12 protein-coding genes are annotated in these 12,926 nt (G+C 30.7%); 7 read left to right on the top strand and 5 right to left on the bottom strand.

Annotated features, from left to right (window positions below; genetic code table 11):
- Positions 1 to 85: 85 nt before the first annotated feature.
- The 6 genes from CD032_RS00665 (at position 86) to agrA (ending at position 5,225) form a co-directional block, all read left to right on the top strand.
- Complete coding sequence (locus CD032_RS00665; protein ID WP_019469559.1) at positions 86 to 715, top strand: nitroreductase family protein; 630 nt, start codon at positions 86 to 88, stop codon at positions 713 to 715.
- A 226-nt stretch (positions 716 to 941) separates the two neighbouring features.
- Positions 942 to 1,727 carry a carbon-nitrogen family hydrolase gene (locus tag CD032_RS00670; RefSeq protein ID WP_019469558.1) on the top strand — a complete coding sequence of 262 codons (786 nt, stop codon included), beginning with the start codon at positions 942 to 944 and terminating at the stop codon, positions 1,725 to 1,727.
- 737 nt (positions 1,728 to 2,464) lie between these two features.
- Entirely contained in the window at positions 2,465 to 3,034 is a 570-nt protein-coding gene (locus CD032_RS00675) for an accessory gene regulator AgrB (RefSeq protein ID WP_019469557.1), read from the top strand.
- A 2-nt stretch (positions 3,035 to 3,036) separates the two neighbouring features.
- On the top strand, positions 3,037 to 3,174 hold the full coding sequence (gene agrD, locus CD032_RS00680) for a cyclic lactone autoinducer peptide AgrD (RefSeq protein WP_019469556.1): 138 nt from the start codon (positions 3,037 to 3,039) through the stop codon (positions 3,172 to 3,174).
- A 26-nt stretch (positions 3,175 to 3,200) separates the two neighbouring features.
- Positions 3,201 to 4,496, top strand: a complete 1,296-nt coding sequence (gene agrC / locus CD032_RS00685) for a quorum-sensing sensor histidine kinase AgrC (RefSeq protein ID WP_040029797.1) — start codon at positions 3,201 to 3,203, stop codon at positions 4,494 to 4,496.
- Positions 4,497 to 4,508: 12 nt separating this feature from the next.
- On the top strand, positions 4,509 to 5,225 hold the full coding sequence (gene agrA / locus CD032_RS00690; protein WP_019469554.1) for a quorum-sensing response regulator AgrA: 717 nt from the start codon (positions 4,509 to 4,511) through the stop codon (positions 5,223 to 5,225).
- A 192-nt stretch (positions 5,226 to 5,417) separates the two neighbouring features.
- On the opposite strand, the gene CD032_RS00695 is transcribed toward agrA, so the two are convergent.
- The 5 genes from CD032_RS00695 to CD032_RS00715 all read right to left on the bottom strand — a co-directional run bounded on the left by CD032_RS00695 (position 5,418) and on the right by CD032_RS00715 (position 10,835).
- Positions 5,418 to 6,383, bottom strand: coding sequence for a carbohydrate kinase family protein (locus tag CD032_RS00695; protein ID WP_019469553.1), 966 nt, complete (start codon positions 6,381 to 6,383; stop codon positions 5,418 to 5,420).
- On the bottom strand, positions 6,384 to 7,865 hold the full coding sequence (locus tag CD032_RS00700) for a sucrose-6-phosphate hydrolase (RefSeq protein WP_103211108.1): 1,482 nt from the start codon (positions 7,863 to 7,865) through the stop codon (positions 6,384 to 6,386). It lies immediately after the preceding gene.
- Between the two features lie 793 nt (positions 7,866 to 8,658).
- Positions 8,659 to 8,883, bottom strand: a complete 225-nt coding sequence (locus CD032_RS00705) for a sulfurtransferase TusA family protein (protein ID WP_019469551.1) — start codon at positions 8,881 to 8,883, stop codon at positions 8,659 to 8,661.
- 25 nt (positions 8,884 to 8,908) lie between these two features.
- Entirely contained in the window at positions 8,909 to 9,994 is a 1,086-nt protein-coding gene (locus CD032_RS00710) for a YeeE/YedE family protein (RefSeq protein ID WP_019469550.1), read from the bottom strand.
- Positions 9,995 to 10,193: 199 nt separating this feature from the next.
- Positions 10,194 to 10,835, bottom strand: coding sequence for a redox-sensing transcriptional repressor Rex (locus tag CD032_RS00715; RefSeq protein WP_040029796.1), 642 nt, complete (start codon positions 10,833 to 10,835; stop codon positions 10,194 to 10,196).
- Positions 10,836 to 10,982: 147 nt separating this feature from the next.
- On the opposite strand from CD032_RS00715, the gene CD032_RS00720 reads away from it, so the two are divergent.
- Positions 10,983 to 12,911 carry an ABC-F family ATP-binding cassette domain-containing protein gene (locus CD032_RS00720; protein WP_103211109.1) on the top strand — a complete coding sequence of 643 codons (1,929 nt, stop codon included), beginning with the start codon at positions 10,983 to 10,985 and terminating at the stop codon, positions 12,909 to 12,911.
- The last annotated feature ends 15 nt before the right edge of the window (positions 12,912 to 12,926 follow it).

Genomic DNA, 12,926 nt, shown 5'->3' on the forward strand with positions numbered 1-12,926 from the left:
AATTTTTTGTAAAAAGCCTATTTACAAACTCTGATATAATTATTATACTAGATATATATTTTGAATTAATGAAGGAGCTACTATAATGGGATTATTCACAAAAAAATCAAAAGATTTAGATGCATTTCAAAAAGCAATAGAAACGAGACGTACAATTTATAGTTTAAATAAAGAAATCTCAATATCAGATAAAGAAGTTGAAAATATAATTGAACATGCAATTAAACATGTCCCTTCTTCATTTAACTCACAATCTACACGTATTGTTTTATTATTAAATGATAATCATGATAAATTCTGGGAAATCACAAAGGAAGAACTTAAAAATACGATGGGACCTGATCGTGATTTCCAACCTACCGCTGATAAAATTGATAATTTTAAACATTCATACGGTACAGTTTTATACTTTGAAGATGAAGAAGTCATCGAAGGTTTACAAAATCAAATGCCTAACTATGCAGAAAACTTTGCGATCTGGTCTAGCCAGACAAATGCCATGCATCAATTCGCTATTTGGACAGCACTAAGTACTGAAGGTATAGGGGCTTCATTACAGCATTATAATCCACTTGTAGACGTAGCAGTCTCTGAAGCTTTTGATATTCCAAAAACTTGGAAACTTATGGCACAAATGCCTTTCGGTAATATTCGTGAAGAAGCTAGCGAAAAAGAATTTAATGATATAGATAAACGCTTCCTTATAAAAAAGTAAAAATTTAAATATCTACAAAATGACAAGATAAATTACATCCACCAACAACAAACATATACAAAAATAAATTTATTTATATATATTTGTATAACTATCTATATATGAGGCAAAGACTTTCATGTCTTCGCCTCTTTTTTTACTTCTTAATAATACTATTAACCAAATTTTGAATTTTCTAAATATATTTAGTATATTTAGTTTAATACTAATATAAGGGGTGAAATTGATGAATATAGAAATCTTTCAACTTAAAATTGAACCAGCAAATGTTTCGTTTAATGAAACAACCATTAAAAATTGGTTCTCTAATTATGTAACAAGTGATACGGATGTTGTTGTATTGCCAGAAATGTGGAATAACGGATATGCCTTACCCCAATTAAACAAACTAGCTGATCAACAGTTATCACGAAGTTTTGAATTTATTTCAAAATTAGCTATACAATATCAAGTAGATATTGTAGCAGGTTCTGTATCTAATATTATGAAAGAAAATGTATATAACACTGCCTTTGCAGTATCAAAACAAGGCTATTTAATCCATAGTTACGATAAGGTACACCTCGTCCCTATGCTAGATGAGCCACTCTTTATGAGTCCAGGTAACGCTGTGCCTGAGCCTTTTTCACTTTCTAATGGGGTGAAAATTGCACAAATTATTTGTTATGACTTACGTTTTCCTGAAATATTACGTTATCCAGCACGTAAAGGTGCAGAAATCGCATTTTATGTAGCGCAGTGGCCAAGTGTTAGATTAGACCATTGGATTGCTTTACTAAAAGCACGTGCGATAGAAAATGATATGTTTGTCGTCGGTTGTAACACCTGTGGTGACGATGGTAAAACCGAATATGCTGGTAACTCAATGATTATTAATCCAAATGGTGAAATTATAGATCAGCTCAATGACAAAGAAGGAAGATTAAGTTGTTCACTTGATTTAGATGAAGTTGCCAAACAACGTGAAGCAATACCCGTCTTTAAAAATTTGAGACCACACCTTTATAAATAAACATAAAAAAACCGTGAGCTTGGGAGGGACTCACGGTTTTTTGCAACTTATTATTAAGGGAATGTTTTATACAGTTATTTCTCTATCTATTTTTTGGGGATGTTATTAATTATGAAAAAAATTAGTGAATTTACCGATTAAAATGATAAATTGAATGATGTTTACGATAGCTTACATGTTTAAATTTTAAATTGTCTCTGTTATAGACAAAGTTAAAATAGATTTGTTTTGAGACTGGGAAAGGTCTACAAATACAAATTTAAGGGATTTGCTTAACGTATTAAGCGAGTTGTGTACTAATCTAGTACTATTTTACGAAACCACTAGCTATTACTGAAAAGGTTCTTGTCACAACATCAGCCTCCTCTTGTCCGTATTCAAAGAAATGAAACCGACAACTAAACTTGTAACTTCAATAACTATACGGAGATACAGTTACAATTTAGTAAAGTCAATTAGACTCCTGCTCAAAAGTCTAATTAACATCATCATTTAAACGGTTAAGTCTAAATAATTTTATCACTTCTTTGTGATACAAGTATATTAAACCATGTATTTCTTAGATTGCGTTTAATAATTCCTAACTCGTTATATTTCATACTTATTTGTTAAGAATTATATGTTAAAATTAAAAAGATAAGAAATTCAAACAGTTAGGAATACAAAACTTACAGTTAAGCAATGAGACGCCTAAAATATAATTAAAATTGTATAATACGGGTGAGGAGAGAATAGCCATGTTAAGGGGAATTGATAACAAAATTGAAAACTTAGCACGATATCTTCAACAAAGAAATAGTCTTGATCATCTTGAGTTCCTAAAACTCCGTTTAGGCATGCAAGTTTTTGTTAGCAATCTTGCGAAAACTATTGTAGTTTATGGCATTTCAATCCTTTGCCATATATTTTTATACACACTAACTGTACACTTATCTTATTATTTGATTAGACAGTATGCACACGGTGCACATGCGAAGTCATCACTTTCGTGTCATATTCAAAACATTGTTTTATTTGTTTTACTGCCATGGTTTATTGGGTATATAAAAATGGATATTTTACTTATGTATATACTTGCTTTATTAGGTTTTATTATTTTAGTTATTTATGCACCTTCAGCAACTAAAAAACAACCGATTCCAATAAAACTTAGAAAAGGTAAAAAAATCAAAACAATTGTTGTAACTTTATTATTATTATTTATATCATTAATTTTAAAGGAGCCGTATTCACAATTAGTGCTTTTAGGTCTTACACTAATTGCGTTTGCACAACTCCCAATATTTTTTCCTAAGGAGGATGTTTAGATATGCATATTTTTGAATCTATTATAAACTTATTCGTTAAATTTTTTAGTGTTTTAGGAGCAGTTTCAGGTGGAAAAGTTTGCAGTGCTTATTTTGATGAACCTGAGGTACCAAAAGAAATTACAGATTTATACAAATAATTTGTTATTAGAAAGTGTGTATATATATGGTAGTTTTTAATTCTGTTTTGTTAGCAATAATACAATCAGTTCTTTTATTCGTTAATGTTAAAACTTTAACGAACATCAAATATACTTTTAGGGATTATATCGCAATGATTTGCATTATAATCCCTTCTACTATTATTTATTACTTTATTAGTGAAAAGACAACTATTTTATTATTAATAGCTGTCGTTATATTTATGTACATAAGAAAACAAACCATAGGTGTCGTTGCAGCATTAATCAGTTTTTTCATCTTATATATGGCTAACTTCATTTCTATTTGGCTAGCTACTCAATTAATAGAAGTTATCACATTAAATTATATTTTTAGTTCATTCTATGCAGTAAGTTTTATCTTAATTGCAATAAGTTTAGGATACATAATAAAATATTTTTTTATAAAAATGTCAACTTCATTTTTATCTTTAAATAAAATATATCTTTCAATTGTGTGCTTGTTTTTACTCACAGTTTTATTGTTAATTTATTTTTATTTACCAAATTCTATTTTATCATTTTCAGATATTAAATTTGTTGTGATCATGTATGCAGTGGTCATCATTACTACTGCTATTTTAATCATTACTATTTCCTTCAGTATTATACGTCAAATTCAATATAAACGTAATATTAAAGAAATAGAAAATTATTATAAATATACGTTACAAATTGAAAAAATCAATAATGAGATGCGTAAATTCCGACATGATTATGTTAATATACTTTCAACCTTATCTGATTATATCCGAGAAGATGATATGGAAGGTTTACGTAAGTATTTTAATGAAGAAATCATACCTATGCAAGATAATATGCAAATGAAAACACTTAAAATTAATGGCATTGAAAATTTAAAAGTTCGCGAAATTAAAGGTTTATTAACAACTAAAATATTACAAGCTCAAGAAAAAAATATAAGATTGAGCATTGAAGTTCCAGAACCGATTGAGAAAATTGATATGCCTATTATCAATTTAAGTAGAGTTATTGGTATTTTATTAGACAATGCCATAGAAGCATCAGAAAAAATTGAAGATGACCCTTTAATTCGCATTGCCTTTATCAAAAATGAAGACGATTCAGTGATGTTTATCATCATGAATAAATGTAAACCTGATATGCCTAGGGTACATACTTTATTCCAAGAAAACTACTCAACAAAAGGAAAAAATCGTGGTTTAGGGTTATCTAGCTTAAAGGAAATAACCGATGCAACTTCCAACGTTTTATTAGATACAACAATTGACAATAATTATTTTATCCAAAAAGTAGAAATATTAAATTCTAATTCATAAGGATGTGTAAATATGAAAATATTCATTTGTGAAGATGATGTAAGACAACGTGAAAATATAGTTTCAATTATCAATAATTACATCATGATAGAAGAAAAGCCAATGGAAATTGAAGTAGCTACGTCAGATCCTTATGAGGTATTGGAACGTGCAAAAGAACTTAAAGATATTGGTTGTTATTTTCTTGATATACAATTAGAAGCTGATATTAATGGCATTAAATTAGCAAGTGAGATTAGAAAATACGATCCAGTGAGCAATATTATATTTGTCACAAGTCACAGTGAGCTCACTTATTTAACTTTTGTATATAAAGTTGCTGCTATGGATTTTATTTTCAAAGATGATCCTGATGAATTAAAATCAAGAGTAATTGATTGTCTCGAAACATCAGAAACTCGATTGAAGCTACTTTCAAAAGAAAACACAGTTGAAACAATCGAACTCAAACGTGGCAGTAATTCTATTTATGTTCAATATGATGATGTAATGTTCTTTGAATCTTCTTCGAATTCACATCGTTTGATTGCTCATTTAGATAATAGACAAATAGAATTTTATGGTAATTTAAAAGAGATCGATAATTTAGATGAACGATTTTTTAGATGTCATAATAGTTTTGTTGTTAATAGACACAATATAGAATCCATTGATTCTAAGTCTCGTATTGTTTACTTCAAAAATAATGAACACTGCTACGCGTCCGTACGTAATGTCAAAAAAATTTAATACATAAATTAATAGGCAGAGACAATTAATTGTCTCTGCCTATTATCATGAAAGCACCAGTTCTCAATTTATTGAGTTAGCGGTGCTTATGTATGAGCTATATTGCTCAAGTATTTCTAAATCTCTATTTTCCCGTACTCATCTTAACGGAATTGGATTCAATGAATAGGAGTGTTTTCCATGTTCACACTTTTAATGTTCAAGTACTTCATTAACTTCATTTAAATTAGGTATACTCTCAATCGCGCCATATTTAGTAGTAACTTTTGCAGCAACTATGTTACTAAATTCAAGTATATTTTCACCTTGTACTTTTAATGCTGCTATAGGATTATCAATATCAGATACTGCCAATCTATTAATTAATGCTCCTATAAAAGCATCTCCAGCGCCAGTAGTATCTATCGCTTTCACTTTATAACCAGAGTGATCAATCACTGTGCCATCTTTAAAATGAATTTCTGCACCCTCTTTGCCTTTAGTATAAATAACTGCCTCTACGCTACCTTGGAAAAGCCAAGCGATAGCTTCTTTTTCAACTTTATTTCCAGTCACAAATGTCAGCTCTTCGTCTGAAATTTTTAGCACATGCGCTAATGGCAAAAATTCACGAATTGCATTTTTACATTCCTCTTCACTAGTCCATAACGGCAAGCGTACGTTAGGATCAAAGATAATCGTACCACTTGCTGACTTCACCTTATTTATTAATGCTTTATGCGCCTGTTTCATTGGGCTATCTACTAAATCAACAGAACAAAAATGTAACATATCATTTTCTGTTACAGTAATTGCATCTATATTGCTAGGTTGATATAACATATCTGCTGATGGTTTACGATAGAATGAAAAATCACGTTCCCCTTCTTTGGTTAAACTTACAAATGCTAAAGCAGTATTCGCTTCATCTGTACGTCGGATATAGTTTGTATGTACACCAATATTACTTATGGTTTCAACAATTAAATCGCCAAATGCGTCATTACCTAACTGGGTAATCATTTCTGCTTGCCCACCTAATTTTGTAGTAGTACAGGCAACGTTACAAGGCGCACCACCGACTTGTCTTGTGAATCCTTCAACGTCTTTTAATTTTGAGTCTTTTTGATTAGGGATAAAATCGATAAGTGCTTCCCCTATTGCAAGTAAACGTTTCATTTATTGATCATCCTTTATGTCATATTTTGTAAAATTAAGAAAGACTTGGCCAGATTCGGTAGAAGCTTTAAAACCTATGGCATCATCATCTGTAAAAATTCTTGAAGTCATCACACGTTCACCATCATTACAAAATAGTTCAATACTCGATGTATCTACGAACATTTGTAGTTGAGATAATGGCGTATCTAAATAAGTGCTACGTGTATTACCATCGACTGGTTCTGGTAATAAGCCACTTTCACTACGATCCAATGTGATTTTTTTTGTTTTTGTATTATAAGCAATAAGTAAAGACTGTGATTTTGAAGCTCTAATTTCAAAATAAATTTCAGTAGCGTCATTTTCCAAAATATCAATAATCAATTCAAATTGTTTACCTTCATATGGATTTAAAAATCGCGTAAATTTATTAGCGTAACCTAATGCTGTTTCTTTATTCGTTCTTAATTGTTGAAGTGCTTTAATAGGACGTTGTTTTAAATTACCTTGTTCAATTGTCAAAATACGTGGAATTGTTAAACAGTGAGCCCAACCATCTGAATCTGTAGGATAGTTTACTCCTGGTAAACCCATCCAACCAATGAGTATTCTTTTACCAAATTCATCTGTAAAAGTTTGAGGCGCATAAAAATCAAAACCATGATCTAATTCATGAAAATCGCCATGATCCATAACGAGGTGATCTATGTCGTATTGCCCCATGATATAACCAGATTGATAAATATTCCTAAACTTTTCACCTTCTGGTTCAATACCTTGAGGACAAAATAACAGTAAATCGAAACCATCTAAATTAAAATAATCTGGGCATTCCCACATAAAACCAAATGACTCGAGTTTGGTTTTTATTTCACCTTGAAATGTCCAATTCACAATGTCTGTTGATTGATATTGAAGTATTCTTCCATATCCTTCCTCATTTTGTGCAGCTATTACTGCATAGTAAACTTCATCCTTAACAAATACTTTAGGGTCTCTAAAGTGCTGCGTATATCCTGACGGTGGTGCAGCTATTACTGGTTTAGGAAATTTTTGAACATCACCATTGTCATGTACCTTAGCTATATTTTGTGTAGACTTTCTATTCCAATTTTCATCTTTATGATTTCCTGTATACATATAATACAAGTTGTTGTTATATGTAAATGCGCTACCACTATATACACCATGACTGTCATCTTTCGTATCTGGTCTTAGTGAAATTCCTTGATTATCAAAATTTATTAAATCTTTACTTTTATATGTATACCAATATTTCAAACCATGGACGGCTCCTAAAGGAAACCACTGATGTGAGATATAATAATCTCCTTTATAATAAATTAGACCATTAGGATCATTTAACAATCCTGTTTTCGGCTGGATATGAAACAATTGTCTATATTTAGATTGATTCACACGCTCAGTTAATTCGTCCATTGTTTGTTGATTAATATCTTCATAACGTTGGTAACGTTCATCTCTTGTCCATTCACTCACTTTATTTCCTCCTATTACAAACTACTACTTTCTGATATTTGTTCTGTCGCAATTCAGTTCATCATCAAATTATGTATTTCATTATCATTATATTAGTTTTATCCTACTCATTAGTACAAAGCTATGGCTTATACTGCTACAAAACAATTGCACATGTGGCATGATGTATTAATCGAAATGTGATTCCTGTAACATGGACACTAGCAACCAATGATACTTAAAATAGTTTCAACTTTATTCAAATAAAAAGTTCCTCACACATCAATTTTTAAATTATTATTTACAATTGTATAGATTTAATAACGTCTATAAATTAACTTATCGTATATTATTTTGACACCATCATTGCACATATTGACAATAACTGAATTTATAATCAATTATATAAAAATCTTACATTTAGATATGCCAATCATATTTTATTTTCACTCTCATTACTTGGCATTGTAAACATCATCTATTTTATCATATTGTATTCCCTTTAAATACTGTTAAAAGTCAAACTCAAACTACTTTATAAACACAAAAAATAATGCCGACTTCAAGAAGCAACTCTATATATGATTAGTATTAAATTATATATCATTCAAAGACGACTAATCTCATTTACCTATTCAACATGCGTCACTCAATATAAAAGCTATAAAACATTTTTATAAAACATAATAAAGTCCGAAACATCATAAAATATGTCTCGGACTTTCTCTCAGTGAGCAGTATATAATAAAATAATATTTTTTAATCTAACATTAACTTTCATCTTACTCAGTTATTTAAATTTAATGTTATATCATTAAGCTTTCTGAACAGTGATTGTCCATGAAGCATCATCAAGTTGTTCATAATTAGTAACTGGGTAACCTTCTTCAGCTGCCCAATTTGGAATTGCTTCAGTTGCTTGAGTACAATCGAAATCAATTTTTAATTCGTCACCATTTTCTAAAGTAGTCATTTTCTTTTGTGCTTCAATTAAAGGAAAAGGACAAACCATACCTACTGTACCTAATTCATATACCATAATGAAATCCTCCTAAAAATAAAATTTATGTCGTTTGTGTTTGTGTGGAAACTGTTTGAGCTGTAGACTTTTGTGCTTTTTTCATCGGCTTAATAAATATGAAATAACTCATAAACCAAGCACCTAGTATCATTGATGCAAGCGCAATCCAGCCTTTCCAAGACATTGTAGCTGTTTCAACTAAACCATTTCCGATAGAACAACCACCTGCTACTGATGCACCAAATCCCATGCATACGCCACCAATAACACTATTACGGATTGTCTTTTTATCAGGTAGCCTCCACTTAAATTCTCTAGCTCCTTTTGCTGCAACATAAGAACCAGCAAAGATACCTAAAACAAGGAATACACCCCAATCTAATAGTTGAAGATCACCAGTTACAAAAAATTGAATGATATTTGCAGAAGGCGTTGTAATTCCTAAACCGTACATTCTGCCAGTAGATTCACTCACTGGCCAAGCCAATAATGCAATTAGACCAACTGCAATAGCTGCAACAAAGGGATGGTATTTTTTTTCAAATAAATAATAACGAATCCCCGTAAACTTTTGTTTTAATTTTGGTACTGCAAATTTGGGCTTTGGTTTACGAAGCGTTTTAACAACAAATATAACCGTTATAATTGTTAATAACGCAACCCATACCCATGTTGGAATACCAGTTGTTTGAGCCATGCTTGTATTTACATTAGTAGGTTTATTGATGCCATCCATTAAAGGTAATAATAAACCAAATTTAGTAGCTGCTGATGTAAATGCATATGCAATAAGTGCTATCCAGCTACCAATTAATCCTTCTCCAGCTCTATACCATGTACCAGTTGCACAACCACCAGCTAATATAATTCCAATACCAAAAATAAATGAGCCAATAACCGTACCTATGATTGGATATGTTGACTCTGGTATTTCTACTAACCCTGTCGAAGTTAGAATTAGCAGTCCGATACTTTGCACGGATATTGCTATTAACAAGACATAAAACATTTTATTACTTTTTTGAATATACATATCTCGAAATCCACCAGCAAGACAAAATCGTGTACGTTGCATGACAAATCCCAAAAGTCCACCTACGATTAAGCCACTGATTATTAACCACGTCATAACATTACCTCTTTCCGATAAAATCAATAAGAATTATCATATTAGATTTGTACTGAAATTTCAACCTTTATGTTTTAAGGCTTATTCATAGGTATATGTATAAGGTAAAGCAGAGCTAAGTGAACAACAAAAAAACTTTGTTGAGACAACTAAACATCAAAAATGTTTGTATCTCTACAAAGTTAATATTTTAAAATCATTATTTATTACTGTAATTTTTCATAAAGAAAAGTAAAGACTGTAATTCAATCCCTAAATCAATGTGATGAACTTGTACATCTGACGGCGTATAAACACGTGTTGGTGTGAAATTTAGAATCCCTTTAATGCCTGCTTCAACTAATGTATCTGCAACTTGTTGTGCTGCGTTTTCAGGTGTTGTTAATATCACGACATCAATTTGCTCTTGCTTTAATACATCAGTGATTTTTGAAAATGAGCTTACAACCACATTACCTATTTGTGTTCCTATTACATCATCACGAATATCAAACGCTTCTGTAATAGTCATTTCATCATGAATAGAAAAATTATATGTTAGTAATGCTTTACCTAGGTTCCCTACACCTACGATGGCTATTTTAATTTCATCATTTTCACTTATCTCATTTTTAAAAAAATGTAACAAGCTATCAATATTATAGCCATATCCTTTTTTGCCTAATTCACCAAAATAAGAAAAATCACGACGAATTGTTGCAGAATCAATGTTCAAACCTTCACTAATTGTTTTAGAATTAACTCTGTCTATCCCTTTAGATTTCAAAGTATTGACGAATCTATAATATAACGGTAACCGTTTTAACGTGGCACGAGGAATCTTTTCGCTTTGGTTAGCCAAGATCTTGTCCTCCTATACTATAATCTCTAATTAATCTTATAATTACTTCAACATTATACATTAATACTTTATAAAAATAAACACTGGTAGTTTTAACAATAGGCAGAATACGGTAGAATGATAATGAATAGAGAGGTGCAAAAACGGATGATATTATTACAATTAAACGACATTACAAAATCATTCGACGGAGAAGATATTTTTAACAATGTCAATTTTGAAGTTAAAACTGGCGAACGTATCGGTATCGTCGGACGTAACGGAGCTGGTAAATCTACATTAATGAAAATTATCGCTGGCGTCGAAGGTTATGATAGTGGTCATATTTCAAAAAGTAAAAATTTAAAACTTGGTTATTTAACACAACAAATGACACTCAACACAAACCAAACTGTGATTGAAGAAATGTCCAAACCTTTTGAAAATATGAAAAAACTTGAATTTGAAATGAAAAAAGAAACGGATTGGTTAGCACAGCATGCAAATGAATATGATACAGATGAATATAAAAATCATATTGATCGTTATGAATACTTATCCAATGAATTCGAACAACAAGATGGATATCAATATGAAAGTAAGATAAAAACGGTACTTCACGGTCTAAATTTCACTGAACCAGATTTCAATCGCCCTATTAATGACTTTAGTGGTGGTCAAAAAACAAGGCTATCATTAGCCCAAATGTTATTAAGCGAGCCTGATTTATTATTGCTAGATGAACCAACTAACCATATAGATATGGAAACAACACAATGGTTAGAAAGTTATTTAAACTATTTTAAAGGGGCTATTGTTATCATTAGCCACGACAGATATTTTTTAGATAAAATAGTAAATCAAATCTATGATGTTGCACTTGGAGATGTGCAACATTATATAGGTAATTATAAACAATTTATTGAAAAAAGAGACAAGTATTATGAAAAACGCATGCAAGAATATGAACGTCAACAAGATGAAATTAAACGTTTAGAAACATTTGTTGATAAAAATATAGCTCGGGCATCAACTACTGGCATGGCAAAAAGCCGTAGGAAAATGCTTGAAAAAATGGAAAGAATCAATAAACCAATGGTTGATGCCAAAAGTGCTAATATCCAATTTGATTTTGATCGAAATACAGGTAACGATGTTTTTCACATCAAAGATTTAGAAATTGGTTATGAACAGACAATTACCAAAGGTATCAACATTGAAGTAACTAAAGGAGACCATATCGCTATTATTGGACCTAACGGTATCGGGAAATCTACTTTAATCAAGACAGTTGCAGGTATACAACCAAAATTAAATGGTGAAATTACTACTGGTGCCAATTTAAAAATCGGTTACTATGATCAAAAACAAGCTGAATTTAAATCTAGTAAAACAATACTAGACTATCTTTGGGATCAATACCCTTCAATGAATGAGAAAGACATACGTGCAGTATTAGGCCGATTTTTATTTGTACAAGAAGATGTAAAAAAAATCATTAATGACCTTTCTGGTGGTGAAAAAGCTAGATTACAATTAGCTTTGTTAATGCTTGAACGTAACAATGTACTTATTTTAGATGAACCTACAAATCATCTTGATATAGATTCAAAAGAAATGTTAGAACAGGCATTGGATAACTTCGAAGGAACGATTTTATTTGTTTCTCACGACCGTTATTTTATTAATCAACTTGCAAACAAAGTTTATGATTTAGACACTCATGGTGGCACAATGTATTTAGGTAACTATCAGTATTTTATAGAGAAAAAAGAAGAAAACGAAGCGATTCAAGCTAAAAAAGAATATGAAGCTTCACATCAGACAAAACCGATGGTGACGCAAAACGATAATTATATTGATCAAAAACTTCAAAAACGCGAACAACGTCAAATTGAACGCCAAATTGATGAATGCGAAACCGAGATAGATAACTTTGAAACTAAAATTAATGAAATCAATGAATTGCTTACTTTACCAGATATATATAGTGATCCAGAGGAAGCAAATCGATTAGCTAAGAAGAAAGAAAGTAGCGAACAAGCATTAGAACAAGTCATGTCGAAATGGGCAGAATTACAAGAAAAGTTAATTTAAAACTAATTTTAACGA

The organism is Staphylococcus cohnii subsp. cohnii, from assembly GCF_002902365.1.
Taxonomy (GTDB): Bacteria; Bacillota; Bacilli; order Staphylococcales; family Staphylococcaceae; genus Staphylococcus; species Staphylococcus cohnii.